The 21,658-nt window shown below is 56.2% G+C and carries 21 protein-coding genes; 9 read left to right on the forward strand and 12 right to left on the reverse strand.

Features of this window, described 5'->3' with window-relative positions:
- Positions 1-24: 24 nt before the first annotated feature.
- Genes speB (G7G_RS0108670) through G7G_RS0108680 form a run of 3 tightly spaced genes read right to left on the reverse strand, consistent with a single transcriptional unit; the run spans position 25 to position 3,176 of the window.
- Complete coding sequence (speB, locus tag G7G_RS0108670; protein ID WP_010440465.1) at positions 25-972, reverse strand: agmatinase; 948 nt, start codon at positions 970-972, stop codon at positions 25-27.
- Between the two features lie 59 nt (positions 973-1,031).
- Positions 1,032-2,000: an agmatinase gene (gene speB / locus G7G_RS0108675; RefSeq protein WP_010440467.1), complete on the reverse strand. Its 969-nt coding sequence runs from the start codon at positions 1,998-2,000 to the stop codon at positions 1,032-1,034.
- A gap of 12 nt (positions 2,001-2,012) precedes the next feature.
- Positions 2,013-3,176, reverse strand: a complete 1,164-nt coding sequence (locus tag G7G_RS0108680; RefSeq protein WP_010440470.1) for a M20 aminoacylase family protein — start codon at positions 3,174-3,176, stop codon at positions 2,013-2,015.
- A 66-nt stretch (positions 3,177-3,242) separates the two neighbouring features.
- Between G7G_RS0108680 and mazG the strand changes: the two genes are divergently transcribed.
- The 3 genes from mazG (at position 3,243) to G7G_RS0108695 (ending at position 5,548) form a co-directional block, all read left to right on the forward strand.
- Positions 3,243-4,100 carry a nucleoside triphosphate pyrophosphohydrolase gene (gene mazG / locus G7G_RS22860; protein ID WP_037321041.1) on the forward strand — a complete coding sequence of 286 codons (858 nt, stop codon included), beginning with the start codon at positions 3,243-3,245 and terminating at the stop codon, positions 4,098-4,100.
- Between the two features lie 63 nt (positions 4,101-4,163).
- Positions 4,164-5,102, forward strand: a complete 939-nt coding sequence (locus tag G7G_RS0108690) for a nucleoside hydrolase (protein ID WP_010440475.1) — start codon at positions 4,164-4,166, stop codon at positions 5,100-5,102.
- A complete protein-coding gene (locus G7G_RS0108695; protein WP_010440479.1) occupies positions 5,099-5,548 on the forward strand; it encodes a GNAT family N-acetyltransferase in 450 nt (149 codons plus the stop codon). Before G7G_RS0108690 ends, G7G_RS0108695 begins: the two co-directional genes overlap by 4 nt.
- Here G7G_RS0108695 and G7G_RS24515 read toward each other — a convergent pair.
- The 6 genes from G7G_RS24515 to G7G_RS0108725 all read right to left on the reverse strand — a co-directional run bounded on the left by G7G_RS24515 (position 5,545) and on the right by G7G_RS0108725 (position 9,892).
- Positions 5,545-5,712, reverse strand: coding sequence for a hypothetical protein (locus tag G7G_RS24515; RefSeq protein ID WP_010440483.1), 168 nt, complete (start codon positions 5,710-5,712; stop codon positions 5,545-5,547). The genes G7G_RS0108695 and G7G_RS24515 overlap by 4 nt on opposite strands.
- A 100-nt stretch (positions 5,713-5,812) precedes the next feature.
- Positions 5,813-6,130, reverse strand: a complete 318-nt coding sequence (locus G7G_RS0108705; RefSeq protein ID WP_010440485.1) for a hypothetical protein — start codon at positions 6,128-6,130, stop codon at positions 5,813-5,815.
- Positions 6,131-6,264: 134 nt separating this feature from the next.
- Complete coding sequence (gene eno, locus G7G_RS0108710; protein ID WP_010440487.1) at positions 6,265-7,542, reverse strand: phosphopyruvate hydratase; 1,278 nt, start codon at positions 7,540-7,542, stop codon at positions 6,265-6,267.
- Between the two features lie 144 nt (positions 7,543-7,686).
- Positions 7,687-8,565 carry a DMT family transporter gene (locus G7G_RS0108715; RefSeq protein ID WP_010440493.1) on the reverse strand — a complete coding sequence of 293 codons (879 nt, stop codon included), beginning with the start codon at positions 8,563-8,565 and terminating at the stop codon, positions 7,687-7,689.
- Positions 8,566-8,701: 136 nt separating this feature from the next.
- Complete coding sequence (locus G7G_RS0108720; RefSeq protein ID WP_010440496.1) at positions 8,702-9,115, reverse strand: Fur family transcriptional regulator; 414 nt, start codon at positions 9,113-9,115, stop codon at positions 8,702-8,704.
- A 72-nt stretch (positions 9,116-9,187) separates the two neighbouring features.
- A complete protein-coding gene (locus G7G_RS0108725; RefSeq protein WP_029621850.1) occupies positions 9,188-9,892 on the reverse strand; it encodes an endonuclease/exonuclease/phosphatase family protein in 705 nt (234 codons plus the stop codon).
- A gap of 215 nt (positions 9,893-10,107) precedes the next feature.
- Here G7G_RS0108725 and G7G_RS0108730 point away from each other — a divergent pair, with 215 nt between their 5' ends.
- On the forward strand, positions 10,108-11,019 hold the full coding sequence (locus G7G_RS0108730; RefSeq protein WP_083829000.1) for an adenylate/guanylate cyclase domain-containing protein: 912 nt from the start codon (positions 10,108-10,110) through the stop codon (positions 11,017-11,019).
- On the opposite strand, the gene G7G_RS0108735 is transcribed toward G7G_RS0108730, so the two are convergent.
- Positions 10,995-12,413, reverse strand: a complete 1,419-nt coding sequence (locus G7G_RS0108735; RefSeq protein WP_029621851.1) for a protein adenylyltransferase SelO — start codon at positions 12,411-12,413, stop codon at positions 10,995-10,997. The genes G7G_RS0108730 and G7G_RS0108735 overlap by 25 nt on opposite strands.
- An 87-nt stretch (positions 12,414-12,500) precedes the next feature.
- Here G7G_RS0108735 and G7G_RS0108740 point away from each other — a divergent pair, with 87 nt between their 5' ends.
- A complete protein-coding gene (locus G7G_RS0108740) occupies positions 12,501-12,920 on the forward strand; it encodes a cupin domain-containing protein (RefSeq protein ID WP_010440502.1) in 420 nt (139 codons plus the stop codon).
- Positions 12,921-13,021: 101 nt separating this feature from the next.
- On the opposite strand, the gene G7G_RS0108745 is transcribed toward G7G_RS0108740, so the two are convergent.
- Positions 13,022-14,101 (reverse strand): anhydro-N-acetylmuramic acid kinase, encoded by a 1,080-nt coding sequence (locus tag G7G_RS0108745; RefSeq protein WP_238528772.1) that lies wholly within the window; start codon positions 14,099-14,101, stop codon positions 13,022-13,024.
- 230 nt (positions 14,102-14,331) lie between these two features.
- Between G7G_RS0108745 and tyrS the strand changes: the two genes are divergently transcribed.
- Positions 14,332-15,582 carry a tyrosine--tRNA ligase gene (tyrS, locus tag G7G_RS0108750; RefSeq protein ID WP_010440507.1) on the forward strand — a complete coding sequence of 417 codons (1,251 nt, stop codon included), beginning with the start codon at positions 14,332-14,334 and terminating at the stop codon, positions 15,580-15,582.
- Between the two features lie 253 nt (positions 15,583-15,835).
- Complete coding sequence (locus tag G7G_RS23680) at positions 15,836-16,921, forward strand: DUF2652 domain-containing protein (protein WP_139056598.1); 1,086 nt, start codon at positions 15,836-15,838, stop codon at positions 16,919-16,921.
- Between the two features lie 385 nt (positions 16,922-17,306).
- On the opposite strand, the gene G7G_RS0108760 is transcribed toward G7G_RS23680, so the two are convergent.
- On the reverse strand, positions 17,307-18,617 hold the full coding sequence (locus G7G_RS0108760) for a YfiM family lipoprotein (RefSeq protein ID WP_010440515.1): 1,311 nt from the start codon (positions 18,615-18,617) through the stop codon (positions 17,307-17,309).
- A gap of 304 nt (positions 18,618-18,921) precedes the next feature.
- On the opposite strand from G7G_RS0108760, the gene G7G_RS0108765 reads away from it, so the two are divergent.
- Both G7G_RS0108765 and G7G_RS0108770 read left to right on the forward strand, forming a co-directional pair.
- A complete protein-coding gene (locus tag G7G_RS0108765; RefSeq protein WP_010440517.1) occupies positions 18,922-20,472 on the forward strand; it encodes a trimethylamine methyltransferase family protein in 1,551 nt (516 codons plus the stop codon).
- Positions 20,473-20,550: 78 nt separating this feature from the next.
- Entirely contained in the window at positions 20,551-21,654 is a 1,104-nt protein-coding gene (locus tag G7G_RS0108770) for a mandelate racemase/muconate lactonizing enzyme family protein (protein ID WP_010440520.1), read from the forward strand.
- Positions 21,655-21,658: the final 4 nt, after the last annotated feature.

The raw sequence follows: 21,658 nt of genomic DNA on the forward strand, positions 1-21,658 counted from the left end.
CCGGTCCGAGGGCGACCAACACCCCTATCGTGGCGTCACGCCCGGCAGAATGCACAGCATCTCGAACAGCAGATTTGCTGCCGTCAGCGCCGTATTGCCCGACGGATCATAGGGCGGAGAGACCTCGACCAGATCGCAGCCAACCACGTTCATGCCCGCCAGCGCATGGATCAGTTGCAGCGCCTGTGGCGTCGTCAGACCCGCGATCTCGGGCGTGCCGGTGCCGGGCGCATAAGCCGGGTCGAGGCTGTCGATATCGTAGGTGATATAAACCGGATGATCCTCGACCGTCTTGCGGATAAGTGAGCCGATTTCGGTCAGGTTCTGTTGCCACAGCTCCCACGCCGGGTACTGGCGAAAGCCCCAGCCCTGCGCCTCGGTAAAGTCGCTGGCGGCATAGCCCGAGCCGCGAATGCCGATCTGGAAGGTCTTGTCGGGCACGATCAACCCTTCCTCGTAGGCTCGTCGAAAGACGGTGCCATGGGTCTCTTTCTCGCCAAACATCTCGTCATTGACATCAGCATGGGCATCCACATGGACCAGAGCCACTGGACCATGCTTGGCCGCCATCGCCCGCAGGATCGGCAAAGTGATCGAATGATCACCTCCCATTGCCACCGGGATGACGCCTTGCGCCAGAATGCCGTCATAGCTGCCCTTGATGATCTTAAGACTATCAGCCAGCGAGAAGGTGTTGATCGCCAAATCTCCAATATCCGCGATCTGCAGATGTTCGAACGGTGCCGCGCCATTGGCCATGTTATAGGGCCGTATCATCGCACTTTCGCTGCGGATCTGCTTGGGTCCGAACCGAGTGCCCGACCGCCAAGAAGTGCCGATATCCATCGGAACCCCGAGGATCGCCACGTCCAGCCCTTCAAGCGACGACGCCTGCGGCAGGCGCATGAATGTATTCGGCCCCGAAAACCGCGCCAGATCATTGCCTCCAATGGGTTGGTTATATTCGGTCATGTACTGTCTCCGATCCGGTGCCTTACCAAGCAGATACCGGGATTATGCCTAACCAAAGGTTAAGGCTTCACCAGCTTGTTCCACCCCAACAGGCAAATGATCTGCGTCGCCACATGGGCCCCCGCAATCGCCGTTGCACCGGAGGTATCGTATGGCGGAGAGACCTCGACCACATCGCCACCTTTGATGTTGATCCCGGCAATGTCCCGCAGGATGATTTGCGCCTGAATGGAGCTCAGCCCACCCCAGACCGGTGTCCCGGTGCCCGGGGCAAAAGCCGGGTCCAGACCGTCTATGTCAAAGCTCAGATAAACGGGTCTGTCGCCCAATATCCCTTTGATCTTCTGCGCCACAGCGGCGGGTCCGGATTCGTAAACCTCGCGCGCATCGATGATGTTGACGCCTAGCGTGTCCTCATTTGTGGTGCGTATCCCCACCTGAACCGAATGTTTCGGGTCCACGATCCCCGATTTCACGGCCTTGTAGAACATCGTCCCGTGATCCACGCGGGACATATCATCATCGGCCCAGGTGTCCGTATGCGCATCGAATTGCAGCAGCGACATCGGCCCATATTTCTCGGCATAAGCTTTGAGGATCGGGAAGCTGACATAATGATCCCCGCCCAGCGTGACCGAAGCGACATCGGCCTTCAGAATGGTACGGATGTGGTCGGTCAGCGTGTCAGGAAAAGCCGGGATATTGGCATAGTCATAGGCCATGTCGCCATAATCCACGATGGCCAGCTCACTCAGAGCATCAAAAGGCCAGCCATAAGGCGCATCAGGCGATTGCAACGCACTGGCCTCGCGGATCGCACGAGGGCCGAGCCGGGTTCCCGGGCGGTTGGTGACGGCCTGATCGAAAGGCACGCCTGTTACAGCGATATCTGCCCCGGTCAGGTCTTTGGTATAAAGCCGCCGCAGGAATGAGGTCGCGCCGCCAAAGGTGTTCTCATAGGACAGCCCCTTGAGATCGGGGTTGGTGAACGCCTCATCCACCTGGTTCTTTGCATCTTCCAGTGCCATGTCTTTTCCCTGTCAGCCCAACGGCTGTGCCTTTTCGACGATCCGCGCAAAGAAGGACGCTCCGATCGGCGCGACGTCGTCATTGAAGTTGTATTTCGGATGGTGCAGTCCTGCGCCCTCTCCTTGTCCCATGAACAGATAAGCACCGGGTCGGGCCTGCAGCATATATGAAAAATCCTCTGCCCCCATCTCGCGTCCAGCATTATCCTTCACACTTTCCGCACCGGAAACATCCCGCGCCACTTCGGCCGCAAACGCGGCCTTGTCGGCATCATTGATGGTGGCAGGATAACCCTCTTGATACTCCAGTTTGGCCTCAACACCGTACGAGGCCGCCTGCCCTGCCACAATCTGCGCCATCCGTTCTTTGACCATTTTCTGCACTACAGGATCAAAGGTGCGGACAGTGCCGTTCAAATAAGCGGTGTCGGGAATGACATTGTTCACCGTTCCGGTGTGAATCTGCGTCACCGATACCACCAGATCGTCAAGCGCATAGTGATTGCGACTGACAATTGTCTGGATTGCCTGCGCCATCCCGCAGGCCGCCATCACCGGGTCTTTCGTTTCGTGTGGCATGGCCCCGTGGCCGCCAACACCTTGAATATGAATCTCAAACGTATCCACCGCCGCCATCAAAGGCCCCGGCGTGGTTTCGAACAGACCCTCAGGCCGACCCGGAGTATTGTGGATGCCATAGACCTGAGAGATATCGAACCGATCCATAATGCCTTCTTCGACCATGACGCCCGCGCCGCCACCTTCTTCCTCGGCGGGCTGAAAGATCAGCGCAACGCGACCCGCAAAATTCCGCGTCTCAGCCAGATAGCGCGCTGCTCCTAACAGCATGGTGGTATGCCCGTCATGACCGCACGCATGCATCATGCCGGGGTTCTTCGAGACGTAGTCAACGCCCGTCTCCTCGGTAATCGGCAGCGCATCCATATCGGCACGCAGACCAATCGTCGGACCCTCGCCCTGCCCATTGATGATCGCGACCATGCCTGTTTTGGCGATCCCTTCGTGCAGTTCATCCACGCCAAACTCGCGCAGACGCTCGGCCACGAATGCAGCGGTCTCATAGCATTCGAATTCCAGTTCGGGGATGGTGTGAAGGTGTTGGCGCCACTTGGCCATATCGGCGGCGTAATCGGCAATTCGGTTGACGACGGGCATCTGGGGTGGACTCCTGATCCTGACTGCGGGATGGATGCATCTGACACCGGAACGAAAGGGTTCGCAATGGCCGAAAATCCTCTGATCCACGATACCGATGCGGGTATCGAGCGTTTGCTGGAAATCATGCGTCGTCTGCGCGATCCGGAAACCGGCTGCCCTTGGGATATCGAACAGGATTTCGCCACCATCGCGCCCTATACGATTGAAGAAGCCTATGAGGTCGCTGATGCCATCGAACGCAAGGCCTATGACGAGTTGAAAGGGGAGCTGGGTGACCTGCTGTTCCAATCCGTCTTCCACGCGCAAATGGCTGAAGAGGCTGGGCATTTCACCTTTCAGGACGTAGTGCGCACCATGTCGGACAAGATGGTTGACCGCCACCCGCATGTGTTCGGTGACGAATCCCGTGACAAGTCCGCCGACCAACAGACGAAGGATTGGGAGACCATCAAAGCCGCCGAACGCGCGGGCAAAGAACAGAAAGGCGCACTGGACGGCGTCGCCGCCAACCTGCCTGCTTTGCTACGTGCGCATAAACTGCAGAAACGTGCCGCGCGTGTGGGCTTTGACTGGCCCGACGCCAGCCATGTGCTGGCAAAGATCACCGAAGAGGCCGCCGAACTGGAAGAGGCGCGCGACAGCATGGATGCCGATGCGCTGGAAGATGAATTCGGTGATCTGCTGTTCGTTATCGTCAACCTCGGCCGCCACTTAGGCATCGAACCCGAGGCTGCCCTGCGCCGCACAAACGCGAAGTTTACCCGCCGTTTCGAGAAGGTCGAAGCCCGGCTGGCTAAACGCGGAAAAACGCCCACCCAAAGCGATCTGGCCGAAATGGATGCGCTGTGGGATGAGGTGAAATTCGAGGAGCACCGCGCCAATGGCAAACTCCCGCCGGTGAATGCTCCGGCAGACACGTAATTCGGCTAGACAAGTCCCGCGACACTTGCGAGTGTCCCACCTTCACGGCCCTCGGAGACCCCCATGCCCCGTAAAATCATCATCGATACCGATCCCGGTCAGGACGACGCCGTTGCGATACTTCTCGCCCTTGCCAGCCCTGAAGAGATCGAGGTTCTGGGCATCACCGCCGTCGCCGGAAACGTTCCGCTGGAACTAACCGCCAAGAATGCACGCATCGTGTGTGAATTGGCGGGCCATACCGATATCCCCGTCTATGCCGGATGCGACCGACCGCTGAAACGCCCGCTTGTCACTGCTGAACATGTTCATGGCAAAACCGGGCTCGACGGTCCTGTTCTCCCCGATCCTGAAATGCCTCTGGCCGAAGGACACGCGGTCGATTTCATCATCGAAACCCTGCGCGCGCATGAACCCGGCACGGTGACGCTCTGCCCTCTGGGGCCGCTGACGAACATCGCCACAGCGTTCCAGAAAGCACCCGACATCATCGACCGGGTGCAGGAAATCGTGCTGATGGGAGGTGCTTATTTCGAAGTTGGAAATATAACTCCAGCTGCGGAATTTAACATCTATGTCGACCCGGAAGCGGCTGATATCGTGTTTAAATCCGGCATCCACATCGTGGTGATTCCGCTCGACGTGACTCATGGCGCACTGGTCACGCCCCATCGCAACGATGCATTCCGAGCATTGGACAGCAAGGTCGGTCATGCGGTGGCAGAAATGACCGATTTCTTCGAACGCTTCGACAAAGAAAAATACGGCTCGGAAGGCGCGCCCCTGCACGACCCCTGCGTGACCGCCTATCTGATCCGGCCCAATCTGTTCTCGGGCCGCCACATCAATGTTGAGATCGAAACCCAATCAGAACTGACTTTGGGCATGACCGTGGCCGACTGGTGGCGAGTCACCGACCGCGCACCAAATGCCATGTTCATAGGCGACGTGGACGCTCAGGGTTTCTTCGACCTGCTTACAGAAAGGCTTGCCCGCCTATGACTGCCGCACTCCGCCTCGCCCGTCCCGACGATCTGGATCGCCTGATGGCACTGGTCGCAGCGTTTCATTCGGAATCCGGCATCGCGCAGGATGACGAGAAGCGCCGCAACGCGCTTGCCCCTTTGCTGGATGGCATACCGCATGGCTGCATCTACCTGATCGGGCCGGGCCGAGCGCCGCTGGGCTATGTCATCCTCACATTCGGCTGGTCGGTCGAGTTTGGTGGCATGGACGCATTTGTGGATGAGATTTACATCCGCCCTGCTGTCCGAGGCCGGGGTATCGCAACCGAAGTGCTACACGATCTCCCCAAAGCGCTAGCCGAAGCTGGCCTGACCGCCCTGCATCTTGAGGTCGACCGCACCAACGAAACCGCGCAGAAGCTTTATCTCCGGTCGGGTTTCAAACCGCGCGAGCGCTACATGCTGATGAGCAAATTGCTCTAGCGCGATTCACCCCGGAAGATCACAGCGGGATTCACCATGTCCTGCACCGGATCATCCTGCGAGACCTCCATCCCCGTGATCGGATAGGTCCCCGGCTCCGAGCAAGCGGCCAGAAGCCCGACGGAAAGCATTGAAATTACAAGAAAGATCTTTGAAGCAGACATATTGTCCCCCTTTCTGCAATACAGGCAGAATATCGGGGCTTGTTCCGCCGCAATAGGAACAAGTTCACACATAATGATTTTTATGTCGGAATATTCTAGCTTAGAGGCAATTCTTGTTGAACGTCTGTTCCATGGTTTTCAGTTGCCTTGGCACCCGCTTGGGCTGCGGCAGCGCGTTGAGCTGCTCGGTTATGTTCTCGCCGGTGTACCAGGAGTCGAACAAAAGGGCTTTGATGTCATCGTCCAGCACCGTATCGGCGACGTTATAAGTACACAGACATTCCTCCATCGTGATCTGCCCGCTGGGATCGCCTTCCACCATCTTCTGACACACTGCCTCTGGCGGTAGATCAGCCAACACCAACTGAGGCGAGATCAACAGCGAAACTGCACCCACGATGAGTTTAAGATGGCTCATATGACGTCCTCTCCCATCGACCACCGCGTGATGGCCTATCTCACACAGATTAGACGGAACGACGACAAGACAAAGAAAAAATAGCCCCGGCGATGACGCCGAGGCCCATTCAAGTCCAAATGTAGAGACGCAGATCAGCGTTTCAGGATAGACGAACCCGCATATTCCGCGATCTCGCCCAGCGATTCCTCAATACGGATCAACTGGTTATATTTCGCCAACCGGTCCGAGCGCGCCAGCGAGCCAGTTTTGATCTGGCCACAGTTTGTCGCGACCGCCAGATCGGCAATCGTGGCGTCTTCGGTCTCGCCCGAGCGGTGCGACATTACGTTGGTGTATCGCGCGCGGTGGGCCATATCGACGGCACGAAGGGTCTCGGTCAGCGAACCGATCTGGTTCACCTTGACCAGCATCGAGTTCGCACAGCCACGCTCGATTCCTTCGGCCAGACGCGCCGGATTGGTCACGAACAGATCGTCGCCGACCAGCTGCACCTTGTCACCGATGGCGTCGGTCAGGGCCTTCCAGCCATCCCAGTCATCTTCGGACATACCGTCTTCGATCGAGATGATCGGGTAATCGTTGACCAATGCGGCCAGATAAGCGGCGTTTTCGTCGGATGTCAGCGAGATGCCCTCGCCCGCCAGAACGTATTTACCGTCCTTGAAATACTCCGTGGCCGCGCAATCCAGCGCCAAATGGATTTCCTCACCCGGCTTGTAGCCCGCTTTTTCAATGGACTTGAGGATGAAATCCAACGCCTCACGGGTCGAGGCGATATTGGGCGCAAAACCGCCTTCATCACCCACGCCGGTGGCCAGACCAGCGGCCGACAGCTCTTTTTTAAGCGTATGGAACACTTCTGACCCCATGCGCACCGCCTCGCGGATATTTGCGGCCGAGGTCGGCATGATCATGAATTCCTGAATGTCGATCGGGTTATCGGCGTGTTCTCCACCATTGATGATGTTCATCATCGGCACTGGCAATACACGAGCCGAAGTACCGCCTACGTAGCGATACAGAGGCTGCGTAGTGAAATCCGCCGCCGCCTTGGCCGTCGCCAGAGAGACACCAAGAATGGCGTTCGCACCCAGACGGCCCTTGTTCTCTGTCCCGTCGAGTTCAATCATCGCCTGATCAATGGCCACCTGCTCAGTCGCATCAAAGCCCACCAGTTCTTCGGCTATCTCACCGTTAACGGCAGCGACCGCTTCCAGCACGCCCTTGCCCATATAGCGGGCCTTGTCGCCATCACGCTTTTCCACTGCCTCATAGGCACCGGTTGACGCGCCCGAGGGCACGGCAGCGCGGCCCATAGTGCCGTCTTCCAGAATCACGTCCACCTCGACCGTCGGGTTACCCCGGCTGTCCAGAATTTCGCGTGCGTGGATGTCGATGATCGTGCTCATGATATGGGTCCCGATGATGCCAACAGTTGCATGCCTCATAGCAGCACGCGGCAAAAAGTAAACCGTTTCCGTTATCGCTAACACGTATATTTTTCGGCCTTTAGGGCTAACAGTTTGCTGTTTGCGCCAACAGGTAGCGGGTGCTTAGGCCACTGCCAGTGCCCGCGCCAGCTGACGTTCTCGAATGAAGGTATACAAACCTGATCCGATAATCAGACCTGCACCGGCCAGCGTCATGCTGTCAGGGCGTTCGCCGAACATCAGCATCCCGGCCATGATCGAAAACACCAACCGGGTATACCGAAACGGCGTCAGCGCTGAAGCTTCACCAATCCGCATCGCGGTAACGATGCCATAATAGCCTAATACGCCGAACCCGATGGCACCCAGATAAGGCCCGATCTGCGCAGGCTGCAGCGGCACGATGGGCTGTGCTGTGAACACCATCAGGGCCGCACCAGCCAGCGCCACTCCGATATAGGCCTGCAATGCGACGACCGACGAGGCTACACGAACATCCAGCCTGCGAGTGATCAGATCACGCGCCGCGATCGCAACAACCGCAACCAAAACAAACAGAGATTCTGGCTGGAAACCTTCGAGCCCGGGGCGAATGATCATCAAGACGCCGACAAAGCCAATGCCGATGGCGCTCCAACGACGCCAGCCGACCTGCTCGCCCAGAAACAGCGCAGCCCCCATCGTGACGAATAGCGGCATCGCTTGAAAAACCGCAGCTACGGTCGACAGATCGACCAATGACAAAGCGGTCACAAAACTCAGCGCTCCAAAAGCCTCGGTCCCTGCCCGAAGCAGTGGCAGCGGTTCCCACGCGACAGGGTCGAAAATGCGTTTACGTGTCACCAACGACATGATTGCAAACACGGTTCCGCAGAACAGACCCAACACGATCATGATCTGCCCGGTTGAGGCACTAACCGAAAGGTACTTGATGAACATGTCCTCAAGCGCGAAGGCTGCCATCGAGCCGATGATCAGCAAAATGCCGTTTACGTTGTTCATGCGCGTTTCCATTGGAATTGACCGCTAACTTGCGAGTCCTTCCAGCACAAAAATCGTAACCTTCACGACGTCGCAAGCAGTATTGTGACATGTTCGATGATTTCCCGTACGCCGACCAATCGATTTTCGTGATGAGTTAGTCTTTTTCCAGCGGTACGCCGTACAATTCCAAGCGATGGCCTTTCAGCTTATACCCAAGCTTGGCCGCAATCTTTTCTTGCAGTGCTTCAATCTCGGGGTCTACGAATTCGATCACCTCGCCTGACTGCATGTCGATCAGGTGATCGTGGTGATCGCGCTCTGCGTCCTCGTATCGCGCGCGGCCATCACCGAACTCCAATCGCTCCAATATCCCGGCCTCTTCGAACAGCTTAACGGTGCGATAGACCGTTGCGATCGAAATCCCCGAATCCTCTGCCGAGGCACGGGCATACAGCTCTTCCACATCCGGGTGATCCTCGCTCTGCTGCAATACCTGGGCGATGGTCCGGCGTTGACCGGTCATGCGCAGGCCCTTGGCTTCGCAACGAGCGATAATCGTATCGGACATGGTGACCCCCGGAACTGTTCGAAACTCTGTCATAGTATGTCTGAGTGCCTTGCGCCACACAGGATTTACGCATCAGGCAGCGCGTCGCAAATCGGCCCAAACCGGCAAATGGTCAGACGCGATGTGCGCCGGTCGCGCATCGTGCACCCCATGCAATGCTGCCTCAAGCCCCTGTCCCACTGCGATCCTGTCCAGCGCGCCCAATGGCTGTGCAGCCGGAAAGCTGGGTACGGGCGGCAAAAACCTCATGTCCGGAGCCAGATGATCCAGAACCGGTTGTCGCGACCATTCGTTGAAATCGCCGGCCCAGACGGTGGGCATATCCTCAAGATCGGAGTCACAGCGCTTGATATGGTTGATTTGCTGGCGTCGCGACGCGGGCAATAATCCCAGATGCATCCCCATCACCCGCAAGGGCCCGATCTGTGTATCAAACTCGACCCGCACAGCACCACGCGGCTCCAGCCCCGGCAACTCGTGATGCCCTGTCCGGCGCACCGCAATTGTGTCTCCACGCCAGATGACGGCGTTGCCGTGCCAACCCAGACTGCCCGCACCACCCAGATCGACAATCTGCCAGCCGGCTTCGTCCAACATGAAATGCGGCAACGCGGCAGGGCGCGGTGGCAAACGTTTATCGGCCTCCTGCAGCACAACAATATCCGCCTGCATACTCTCAATAACCTGCAATATCCGCTGCGGTTGCCGCCGGAAGTCGAGTCCCACACATTTCTGAATGTTGTAACTGGCTAGACGCAGTGTTGACTGAAGGACCATGGGATTCCGATGTTTACTCAAACACTAAGAGTGCCACGCTCAGCGCCTAGTGCAACATGAAATTCCTGCAGGAACCAGATAGATTGCTTTGGTTCAATCACCACCAATCAACTTAAAATTGCTTTTACCACAATGCGCTCTACCAAAACGCAAATATCGTGTACACGTGCATCTCTATGGGTAAAGTGCCCGTAAAGCCAAACTAAGGATCAAACGTGAATACAACATTCGCCACCCTGGTAATCGCAGACATTTCAGGGAGCACCCCATTGTACAAAGCAGTGGGCGAAGGCGAAGCGCAGCGCCTTATCCAAATGGAGCTTGATCGGCTACGTCGCGTACTTGCAACCCATGGCGGCACACAAGTTGGCCAGAAAGGGGATGATGTTCTAAGCTTTTTCCTGGATCCAAACGCGGCGTTGAATGCAGCGATGGGTCTGATCGAACAGTCCCCGGAAACCTCACTGTCGGTGCATGTTGGTGTACATTGCGGGCCGATCGTCATCGCCGAAAAAGGTGTTTATGGCGAAGCGGTGAATGTGACCGCCCGTCTTGCCACAGCCGCCAACCCAGGAGAAGCCTGTGTCAGCAATGGCGTCGCGACGATGCTACAGGAAAACTTGCGCCAGATTCTCAAACCGCTTGGGCAACTCAACCTCAAAGGTTTGACAGAGCGGTTCATGGTCTATTCCTTGATGAACCCGGACATGGACCCGTTCACGCAAACCAGATTGCCACTGTCCCATGGCCGGACCGAAGATCACTGGAAGCCAGCGGAACGTTTGACCCTTTTGCTTAGCCATGGGGAGCGCTCATGGCGCTGCCACGAGAACGGCGAGCTGGCAATTGGCCGGTCACAAGATTGCGACGTCGTGCTGTCCCAACCATGGGTGTCGCGCCTGCATGCTGTTCTCAGTATCAAGGATGGCAAGCTGATCCTGTCAGACCGCAGCACATCCGGTACCTATCTGAAATCTGAGGCAGGTCGTGAAATCCAGCTCAAGCGCGAATCCGTAATGTTGGCAGACAGCGGCTGGATTTCTCCAGCGCTGCCCATTGAACAGTCCGAAACCTGCCTGCAGTTCGAGCTTTTGGGCCGCAGTCAGGTACCACAGAACGTGGCATGAACCACTTCGCTCTCGGATGGAGGGCGTGTCAGATCAACCGCATCGGACTGATCCTCGTAGGGTCGTGACAAAACGTCGTTCAAACGATGGAATGGCGCGTAATCTCCCTGAACGGCCGACTGTATCATCTGCTCAATCCGGTGGTTGCGTGGAATGAAAGCCGGATTTGCAGCACTCATTACAACGTCAGGAGTATCTTCGCGCTGCAACCGCGCGCGCCATCCTTCAGCCCATTCGTCATACGCGACAGGATCAGTGAACTGATCCCGCGCATGATCACCGCCCAGCGCACGAAACGTGTTGGTAAAGTCCGCCTGATTCTGCGCCATCCGCACCAGCAGGTCCGAGATCAGTTCAAGGTCTCCGTCCTCAGCTCGAACCAATCCGATCTTGGTCCGGAACCGCTTCAACCAATGCTCTTGCATCAGGTCAGGCATGGCATGGACAATTTCGGTAGCTTCTTCAACCGCCGCGTCTTTGTCTTCGAACTGCTGGATCAATGCAGTCGCCAATTGCGCCAGATTCCAGACCGCAATCTCAGGCTGGTTCGAATAGGCATAACGCCCCATCCGGTCAATCGAGCTGAACACCGTATTCGGATGATAGGAATCCATAAAGGCGCAAGGTCCATAATCTATGGTTTCACCCGCGATCGAGCTGTTGTCCGTATTCATCACCCCGTGAATAAATCCAACGCTCATCCACTGGGCAATCAGTCGCGCCTGCGCATCGCGTACAGCACGCAGCAATCCCATCGGACCTTGTGCGTCCGGATAGTGACGCTGAATAGCATAGTCTGTCAGCTTTCGCAGATGGTCCAACTGTCCTCGGGCGGCAAAAACCTGAAAGGTACCCACGCGCAAATGGCTCTGCGCCACGCGCGTCAGGATCGCACCGGGCATCGGACCTTCCCGTAACACGATCTCACCGGTCTCGACCGCCGCCAGGGCGCGTGTCGTCGGAATGCCCAGCGCATGCATCGCCTCAGACACGACATATTCGCGCAACACCGGCCCCAGCCAGGCGCGCCCGTCGCCCCGGCGCGAAAACGGCGTCTGGCCCGAGCCTTTCAGCTGAATATCCCGCCTGACCCCATCTGCGCCGATGGTCTCGCCCAACAGGACTGCACGTCCATCCCCAAGCTGGGGGTTATAGGTACCGAACTGGTGCCCGGAATACAGCTGCGCCAAGGGTTCCGCACCTTCCGGAACGATATTTCCCGCAAACGCCCGCGCCATCTCTTCAGCCTCATCGGGCGTTATCCGCAATAGCTTTGCCAGATTGGTATTAAACGCGATCAAATTCGGCGCGCGGACCGGTACAGGAGCCTGCCGCGCAAAAAACCCCTCCGGCAGGCGGGCGTAACTATTGTCAAAAGGGATCATCATGGTCATGCGGCAAACATATGCGCTGGTTACACAATTGCCATAGCGGATCATGCGACGCCGTGCATAATCAGCGCAATCGAACCCGAGGCCGCCATGAACCCACAAGACATCATCAATCACCTTGATCTGCAACCGCACCCCGAAGGAGGTTGGTTCAAAGAAACCTGGCGGGCCGACAATTCCGGCCGTGCCACCGGTACCTGCATCTACTTTCTGCTGACCGAAGATCAAAGCAGCCATTGGCACAAAGTCGACGCGACCGAGATCTGGCTCTACCATTCAGGCGCACCGTTGACCTTGTCGATCAGCGCAACCGATGCGGGTCCGGCAATCGCTTACACGCTCACCCCGGACTTGGCCAACGGCGCACCCCAGCTGATTGTTCCCAAGGGGTATTGGCAAGCAGCGCGCAGCACCGGAGCTTACACATTGGTCAGTTGCACGGTATCCCCAGGCTTTGAGTTTGAAGGTTTCGAGCTCGCAGAACCCGACTTCGATATTCCCGCAAAATAATAATCACTGGACCCACAGGATTACATCCCAAAGGTATCCGCTTCTTTATCTGGCTCAAAATATCCCGGGGGAGGAAGCGCAGCGACCGGGGGCAGAACCCCCTACCCGCCAACCACCTCACCCCGCGCTGGCGACGACACGACGCCGCCTCCAACCAATGCACTAACCCCGGTTGTACCCGGACCAGATGTCGGTAAGCCCCGCGCTACCCGAACCGCAAGATAGGCAAATGCTTGGGCTTCAAGCATATCGCCGTCCAGACCAACCGCCTCAACCGGCCCTACTGGGCAATCCAGCGATACGCGCAGCATTTCCATCAACACCGGGTTCTTGCGGCCACCCCCCGTCACCAGAATGCGCGAAGGTGGCTTGGGACAATGCTCCATTCCCTGCACAACACCTGCTGCACTCATGCCCGTCAACGTGGCGACCGCATCTGCATCGTTCAGTTCTTTCACCAGATCGATCATTTCCGAGAAGTCATTCCGATCCAGCGACTTGGGTGGCATACGATTAAAGAAAGGTTCGGCCAGAAACAGCTCCAGCGCACCGGTTTCGACCGTCCCACCACGCGCCAGCTCGCCATCCTGGTCCATCGGCAGGCCCAATCGCGCCTGCATCAGGTCATCTACCGGCGCATTGGCTGGCCCGGTATCGAAAGCCAGCAACGCCCCAGGTGCTTCAGGTCCATCAAATGACGGATCGACATAAGTCAGGTTTCCCACACCTCCCAGGTTGAGGAAACACATCGGCTCTTGCGCCCCAATCCACTTGGCGCAGGCAAAGTGAAAGAACGGTGCCAACGGTGCCCCTTCGCCGCCCAGCGCCACATCGTCGCTGCGAAAGTCCCAAACCACTGGTAATCCAAGGGCCTGCGACAGGCCCAAACCGTCACCCACCTGCAAAGTCCCACGCCCACGTGGTTCATGCGCCAGCGTTTGGCCGTGGAAGCCGATCAGGTCAACTTCTTCGAATTCAGACAGAACCTCGGCATGCGCGCGAGTTACCAATTCAGCTGCAGTATCGACTTTGGAGCCATGCCACTGCCCGAGCGCTGAGCGCAAGGTCTCACGCTCTTCCTCTGAATACGCCCGGTAGGCAATTGGTCCAAAATCAAAAATTTCCTGCCCATCGGTTTCGATCACTGCCGCGTCGACACCGTCCAGAGAGGTTCCTGACATGGCACCTAACGATCTGATCGCTCCCGATTTGCTGATGACCCTGCCCACATCGACCTCATTGTTCCGTTCAAACACCCGTTCGCCGGGTTCTGGGCACAACCTGCACGGTAACGCCAAGCCAAGGCAAGACACATCAGGCGCGAGCGGCACTTTTCTTGGAAATGGTGCCTTTTCCTTGCCTCTGACGCCGCCTATACAGTGCTCCGCAGTAGTAACCCCGAGGGCACGATATGACCTACCACCCCAAATCGGATTTCATCGCCACGATGATCGAGCGCGGCTTTCTCGCCGACTGCACCGATTATCAGGGCCTTGACGACGCGCTGATCTCTGGGGTGCAGACGGCATATATCGGCTATGACGCCACGGCGCAGTCTCTGCATGTGGGTCACTTGATGAACATCATGGTGTTGCGCTGGCTGCAAAAGACCGGTCACAAACCGATCACCCTGATGGGTGGCGGCACTACGAAAGTGGGTGATCCGTCATTCCGCTCGGACGAACGCCCATTGCTGGGCCCCGAACAAATCGACGCCAACATCGCGGGCATGAAACAGGTGTTCTCGAAATACCTGTCCTATGATGACAGCGAGACCGGCGCGCTGATGCTGAACAATGCCGAATGGCTGGACAGCCTGAACTACCTCGATTTCCTGCGCGATATCGGACGGCATTTCTCGGTCAATCGGATGCTGAGCTTTGAATCCGTGAAATCGCGCCTGGATCGCGAGCAATCGCTGTCGTTCCTCGAATTCAACTACATGATCCTGCAGGCCTATGATTTTCTCGAATTGAACCGCCGGTACAACTGCGTTTTGCAGATGGGCGGCTCGGACCAGTGGGGCAACATCGTGAACGGCATCGACTTGACCCGCCGCGTCCTGGATCACGAAATCTATGGCCTGACCACGCCTCTGCTGACCACAAGCGATGGCCGTAAAATGGGCAAGTCGCAGGGCGGTGCCGTGTGGCTAAACGGCGATATGCTGTCGCCCTACGAATTCTGGCAGTTCTGGCGGAACACCACCGACGCTGATGTGGGCCGGTTCCTGAAAATCTTTACCGAGCTTCCGGTAGACGAATGCGACCGCATGGGCGCGCTCGCGGGATCCGAGATCAACGAGGCAAAAGTGCGCCTTGCAAACGAAATCACCACCCTGCTTCACGGTGCCGAAGCTGCGGCAACGGCCGAGGCAACCGCGCGCGAAGTGTTCGAAAAAGGCGGCGTTGGCGGAGACCTCCCGACCCTGACCCTCAGCGCTTCGGAACTGGGTGACGGCATGTCCATCGTTCAGTTGATCGTCAAATCCGGCCTCGCCAAATCCGGCAAAGAGGCCAAACGCCTGATCGCCGAAAACGGCGCAAAGCTGGACGATGCCCCGCTGACTGACGCAGGCCTAATGATCGACGTAGGCGCACTGTCATCGCCCATCAAATTGAGCGCAGGTAAGAAGCGCCACGCGCTGGTGAAACTTGGTTAATCCAGTCAAAGAACTGCTATCACGCATTTGTCCTTTGAAGAAAATGTTGCAGATCGAGTAACTCGATCTGCAATTTTTTTGCATTCACCCGACGAAGATCGCTTTAGGTTCGAAAGAGAAGATCAATTGTCAGAAACTGCTATCAGGCTGTGCCATTTCTGGTCGTTCAGCTCTTGTTTGTGAACTGCGTTGCCCGAAATAGTTTCAAAGTCTACCATGAGTATTGACGCTCGAAATTAGGGATATTGTGATTGTGTCTGTTCAGACAGGTTACCTGCTAATCGCCGATATCACCGGTTACACAGGATACTTGACCCGGTCTGAGTTGGAGCATGCCAACCCAATCATCCATTCTTTGCTTGAGGCAATTGTGATGGAACTGAAAGACCCGATGAAGTTGCGAGGCCTCGAGGGTGACGCCGTTCTCGCTTATTCGAGTGGACCGTTCCCTTCAGGTGAAACTTTCCTCAACATCTGTGAAAGCCTTTATCGGGCGTTTGCCGAACGCCGTCGGAACATTGTGCAGAACACAACTTGTCCCTGCAATGCATGTCGCAATGTTGCTGATCTCGATCTGAAGATCCTTGCGCATCACGGGAAATTTGAAGAGCTTTCGATTGGCCCGATGAAAGATATTTCCGGTGCTGACGTCATACTCGTGCATCGGATGGCGAAAACCGATGTGAAAGAGGATACAGGTATCCTCAGCTACGCGCTGTTCTCAGAAGACGCGTTCGAGGCAATGGGCATCGAGTCTGATCTCATGCAATACAGCGCTCAGTTCGAGCACTTTGGCGACGTACCCATGCGGGTCTACGACCTTGCTGCAGCCTGGCATCGATACCGTGAAGTCGCCGGACCTGTCCGCATTACAGACGAAGATGCAGTATTCACAACTCGGCACATGCTGAACGCACCCCCGGGAGTGGCTTGGGAAATGCTTACAGATCCCCAGCTGAAGATGCGCTGGATGATGTTGAAGGACGCCTACCGCGAAGGAGATGCATCGCGCACATCGGTCGGCGTTCGCTTGCACTGCATTCATGAAGCCGCACATTTTCAGATGCTGATCGTCGACTGGCAGCCATTCGAATATGTAACCGACATTCTGCACAACTCCTCCATCGAAGGTCTTACGAATATTGAGACTTATGAATTGGTCCCGACTGAAGAAGGCACCGAAATTGTATTTCGTATGGGCCGACTAACAGACTCTGACGGAAAACATCATCCGGCGGAGGAAGCTGCGGTGATCGAATTATTCGAAAGTTTTTATCCGGTGGCTTTTGGCATTCTCGATGAGATGGCGCTGGAGTTTAATCAAAAGAAACAAGAGTGATAACGCTGAATCTTTGACGGCATCTACGCACCTTAATGGGCTGAGAATATCGTACCATCATCGAACAAGATGCTATCTTTGCAATCAGGGTTGTTCACCTAGAGCCAGATTGTACCGGTTGCCCGCAAGGTGGCAGATGCGGGCCTGATGGTCACCGCGTCGGTGCTGCCAACGCCGATCATACAAAGTGCAGAAAAAAGTGGAACGGTGGTGAAACTGGGTTGATCTAGGTAAACGGCCACCTTTGGGCTTCCATCGATTTGCAGCTGTTATTTCGGATCGAACAATTCGATCTGAAATTTATTAGCGCCCGACTGTCAGAGGTGCGCTTTGAGTTCGGACTGGGCATTTCCTTGCGTCTAAGTCCACCAAAGGTGATTGACGTTCAATCGATGCGATTACCGCGTCTATGCAATGCGAGTTCATCGATCCGAGCCTCGATCAGATTCAGCATTTTAAGATACTCGATGCTCTCGACATCTTTGTAGTTATTCTTGAAATCTTCTTCAGACATGATCTGGGGGATATCTTCGAATCCAATAATGACATCATTTTCCGACCGGATCACACGTATGAGTTCAGCCCAATCAGGGGCTGGTGTAGACATAAATTTGTTCGACATCCGAATTCCAGAATTATTCGCCGCCAAGTCAGTGAAGTCGAAACCTCCGGACTTAACGGTATCGTAGAGCTCCTTGAATTCTCCTACTGATACGGCAAAGCCACGGTTGCTTGCAGCTTGCAACGCGGCGGCAGTTGTGAAGTGTCGGCGACTGTCAATGCGCCCATTCAGAGTCAATTCACCACAATCAGCTTTCCAGTTATTGTCCTCAGCAAATTCACTTCCGATCATACCACCAACAATCAAGGTAAAATCTTTCGCGCCACAAATCAGTGTAAGGGCGATAATCGCGGACGTGTAGGCGTTCGCCACACCCTCGGATTGGCTTCCTTCGTGAGCGGCCTCTAGCATAAAAAGCAAGTAGGGCAGGTAACTTCCGCTTGTCGGCAGTTCGCCGAGATCCATTGCTGAACGAAACTTCAAATAATAGCGGTCAATGTCTCCTGAACCGGGCATGTCGGAACCACGCAAGCTCCCAAAAATCCCTCGCATTAATCCGTTACTACCCATTTCGTTCATCGTCAGACGGAAGGCCACGTTGCCATCATGAATATGCATGCTATCCGCGACGTTCAGAACGATATTACCGAACTGCTCTCCCACAATTACATTACCGCCTATTCGCGCGACGCTAATTGCGAGACTTGGAGGGACTGTGACGGGCCCTAGTTGAACGCTTGAAAGCACAAATGGGCCTTCAAATTCAGGTACAGATGCGCGCAGGTTCATCCATTTGTTAGTGTACGGAACCGGGACTGAGGCAATTCCATAAACGCTCTTACCATCAACACTGAGTTCGCCGCGAAATCCGGGAACGAAGCGCCCTCCTAGCTTTAAGACACTATTGAGTTGATCCTCGTTCGTAGTGAATGAAGCCGTTTCAGATAAGTTTGGCTGAATAGCGGACCTCAGGCCTCGTACGAATTCACGCGCTTCTGTCACATCTTTAGGAGAAGGTGGTGCTCCTGCTTCGACTAGTGGAGCGTCCTCGACGACGACCAGGACAAACACAACCAAAGCCATCAACACTGCGGCAAATGAAATTATCAATATCTTTAGAAGTCTGCGCAACATGCATAATCCACTCGGCCAACAACACTATTTAAGTATGCAAGCCCTCAAAAAAGAAATCATCTGAAATCGATGAACGTCAACCTGCGAAACGAATTTGGATAATGCAGCCCAAGCGTCGGAAAATGCCAATGCTTAATTGGTCATGAGATTGTCAAACCTGAGACAACAATACCAACATCAATAACCTTCTTCGGATTGCCGCATTATTGACGACTCCCGGCGTCGTATTTCGCAACAGACTTTCGCATTCCTGCATGTGAGCCCCACCCTTTCCGTTCCACTCTGAACCGGAAGGAGGCACCATATGACCAGAACTGCCACTGCCACACGTACCGGAGGGCGCTCTGCCCGTCGCGCCATCCGCACCGCTCCAAATTTCGAGATGCTACCCGGGCTGACCCATGGCTTACCGCTCTGCGAAGTGATGGACGGAACTCAGGTTGAACGCATCGATGCGGCATCGATGGAAATTCTGGAAAACGTGGGTGTCCAGTTCCGCGACTCCATCGCGCTGGAAGACTGGAAAAAGGCCGGTGCCAAAGTTGAAGGTGAACTGGTCTATCTGGATCGCGGTCTGGTGCGCGAGTTGATCACGACCATCCCGTCAGACTTCACCTACCACGCGCGCGATCCGAAAAAGAACGTTCGACTTGGTGGCAAACACTCGATTTTTGTACCGATGACCGGCGCGCCGTTCCTGCGCGATCTAGACGATGTGCGCCGCAACCCGACGCTGGACGATCTTGCGATGTTCCACAAGCTCAGCCACATGTTACCCGCGCTTCATTCGTCGGCCCATCATATAGTCGAACCCTATGACCACCCGATCAGCCAGCGACATCTGCGGATCACCTATTCGTCGATGAAACACTCGGACAAGACCTTCATGGGCATGACCACCAGTCCCAAGAATGCCGAAGATGTCATGGAGATGTGCGCGATCCTGTTTGGCGAGGAGTTCCTTGAGGATCACCCTGTCACCACCGGCAACTGCAACGGCAACTCCCCGCTGGTCTGGGATGAAACCATGTTGGGCGCGATGCGGGCATTCTGTCGCCGTAAGCAGCCCGTGCTGTGCTCGCCCTTCGTTCTAGGCGGGGCCAACACGCCTGCCAGTGTACCCGCCACCGTGGCGCAGCTGAACGCTGAAGCACTCAGCGCGTTGGCCTATACGCAGGTGATCCGCAATGGCGCACCTGCGATTTACGGGCATTACCTGTCGACTGTCTCGATGAAATCTGGTGCACCGATGGCCGGCACGCCTGAGATCAGCCTGATGAACTTCATGATCGGACAGATGGCCCGATACTATGACGTACCATGGCGCACTTCGAACACGCTGGGTGGGGCAAAAACCTTTGACGCACAGGCGGGGTATGAATCCGCGACCACTCTTCAGGCGGTGATCCATGCAGGGGCGAACTATATCTGGCATTCGGCAGGCTGGAACGAAGCCGGGATGCACTGCTCGACCGCGAAGTTCATCGTCGACGCGGAACAATGCGCCATGGCCTATCGCATGGCCGAGGGCCCAAAATGGCACGATTTCGATCAGGCGGTTTCCGCCGTTGGTGATATCGGCCCCGGCGGGCACTATCTGGGGCACCCCCACACGCAGGACAATTTCCAAAGCGCGTTCTTCATGCCCGATATGTTCGACAATAACTCGATCGAGCAATGGCAGGCCGAGGGCTGTGTCGAAATCACCGAACGCGCCCTCAAACACGCCCGCAAGCTGTTGGCTGAGTACCAAGAACCGACGCTCGATATCGCAAAGAACGAAGAGCTGCTGGACTACATCGCACGGCGTGAACGAGAAATTCCAGCAGCCGATGAGTTGAATCAAACATACTGAGATACACTCCCCTGAAACTCACCCGCCCGAACTATTGGGCGGGTCTTTTCCATTCAGAGACATCGGGAAACACAAAACGTGAGAATTTCTGAAATCTACATCTACGGCCATGATCTACCGGTGAAAAATGGCCCATACACCATGGCCCGCGCCCAGGTCTGGGCTCTGGATACAACTCTGGTCAAACTGGTTGCTGATAATGGTCTAGTCGGATGGGGCGAGACCTGTCCGGTCGGTCCCACCTATGCCGAAGCACATGCGGCAGGCGCACGGGCCGCGCTAGCGCAAATGGCACCAGATCTGCTGGGCGCTGAGGTCTCGCCGCTTGGCTTGCATCGCCAAATGGACGGCCTTTTGAACGGTCATAACTACGCCAAAGCGGCAATTGATTTAGCGGCGCACGATCTGTTGGGCAAACACTACGGTGTAAGTGTATCGACCCTACTGGGAGGTGCTGTAACCGACAAAGTGCCCTCGTATTACGCAACCGGCGTGGGCGCACCGGATGACATCGCCCGGTTGGCTGCGGATAAGCAGTCCGAGGGCTATCCTCGCCTGCAGATCAAGGTCGGCGGTCGCCCGGTCGAACTGGATATCGAAACCATCCGCAAAGTTTGGGAGGTAATCAGCGGCTCGGGCATGCGCCTTGCCGTGGATGGCAACCGTGGCTGGACAACGCGCGACGCGCTGCGTGTCAGCCGCGAATGTCCCGACATTCCCTTCATCATGGAGCAGCCCTGCAACACGATCGAAGATCTGCAGAAAATCCGGCCACAGGTTGGTCACGCGATCTACATGGATGAAAACAGCACCAGCCTGAACACCGTCATTACCGCGGCGGGCACCGGGCTGGTGGACGGGTTCGGCATGAAGGTCACCCGTATAGGCGGCCTGCACCCGATGCGCGCCTTCCGCGATCTGTGCGAGGCCCGCAACCTGCCCCATACCTGTGACGATAGCTGGGGCGGCGACATTATCGCAGCGGCCTGCACCCATATCGGTGCTACGGTGAAGACCGAATTGCTCGAAGGTGTATGGCTCGCTGCACCCTATATCGAAGGCAATTACGATCCCGAAAACGGGATCCGGATTGAGGGCGGGCATATCCGCGTTCCCTCCGCACCGGGGCTCGGCGTATCACCTGACGAAAGCCGATTTGGCGCGCCAGTCGCATCCTTCTGATTGG

This window comes from Ruegeria conchae (assembly GCF_000192475.1).
GTDB classification, from domain to species: Bacteria; Pseudomonadota; Alphaproteobacteria; order Rhodobacterales; family Rhodobacteraceae; genus Ruegeria; species Ruegeria conchae.

What these genes read in the sequence shown, in the direction of transcription:
- G7G_RS0108740 (WP_010440502.1), top strand. Translation starts at nt 12,501, where the DNA reads ATGAACCCACAAGACATCATCAATCACCTTGATCTGCAACCGCACCCC.
- G7G_RS0108725 (WP_029621850.1), bottom strand. Translation starts at nt 9,892, where the DNA reads ATGGTCCTTCAGTCAACACTGCGTCTAGCCAGTTACAACATTCAGAAA.
- G7G_RS0108720 (WP_010440496.1), bottom strand. Translation starts at nt 9,115, where the DNA reads ATGTCCGATACGATTATCGCTCGTTGCGAAGCCAAGGGCCTGCGCATG.
- mazG (WP_037321041.1), top strand. Translation starts at nt 3,243, where the DNA reads ATGGCCGAAAATCCTCTGATCCACGATACCGATGCGGGTATCGAGCGT.
- G7G_RS0108715 (WP_010440493.1), bottom strand. Translation starts at nt 8,565, where the DNA reads ATGAACAACGTAAACGGCATTTTGCTGATCATCGGCTCGATGGCAGCC.
- G7G_RS0108680 (WP_010440470.1), bottom strand. Translation starts at nt 3,176, where the DNA reads ATGCCCGTCGTCAACCGAATTGCCGATTACGCCGCCGATATGGCCAAG.
- eno (WP_010440487.1), bottom strand. Translation starts at nt 7,542, where the DNA reads ATGAGCACGATCATCGACATCCACGCACGCGAAATTCTGGACAGCCGG.
- G7G_RS0108705 (WP_010440485.1), bottom strand. Translation starts at nt 6,130, where the DNA reads ATGAGCCATCTTAAACTCATCGTGGGTGCAGTTTCGCTGTTGATCTCG.
- G7G_RS0108735 (WP_029621851.1), bottom strand. Translation starts at nt 12,413, where the DNA reads ATGACCATGATGATCCCTTTTGACAATAGTTACGCCCGCCTGCCGGAG.
- speB (WP_010440467.1), bottom strand. Translation starts at nt 2,000, where the DNA reads ATGGCACTGGAAGATGCAAAGAACCAGGTGGATGAGGCGTTCACCAAC.
- G7G_RS0108690 (WP_010440475.1), top strand. Translation starts at nt 4,164, where the DNA reads ATGCCCCGTAAAATCATCATCGATACCGATCCCGGTCAGGACGACGCC.
- G7G_RS0108765 (WP_010440517.1), top strand. Translation starts at nt 18,922, where the DNA reads ATGACCAGAACTGCCACTGCCACACGTACCGGAGGGCGCTCTGCCCGT.
- G7G_RS0108745 (WP_238528772.1), bottom strand. Translation starts at nt 14,101, where the DNA reads ATGTCAGGAACCTCTCTGGACGGTGTCGACGCGGCAGTGATCGAAACC.
- G7G_RS0108695 (WP_010440479.1), top strand. Translation starts at nt 5,099, where the DNA reads ATGACTGCCGCACTCCGCCTCGCCCGTCCCGACGATCTGGATCGCCTG.
- tyrS (WP_010440507.1), top strand. Translation starts at nt 14,332, where the DNA reads ATGACCTACCACCCCAAATCGGATTTCATCGCCACGATGATCGAGCGC.
- G7G_RS24515 (WP_010440483.1), bottom strand. Translation starts at nt 5,712, where the DNA reads ATGTCTGCTTCAAAGATCTTTCTTGTAATTTCAATGCTTTCCGTCGGG.
- speB (WP_010440465.1), bottom strand. Translation starts at nt 972, where the DNA reads ATGACCGAATATAACCAACCCATTGGAGGCAATGATCTGGCGCGGTTT.
- G7G_RS0108760 (WP_010440515.1), bottom strand. Translation starts at nt 18,617, where the DNA reads ATGTTGCGCAGACTTCTAAAGATATTGATAATTTCATTTGCCGCAGTG.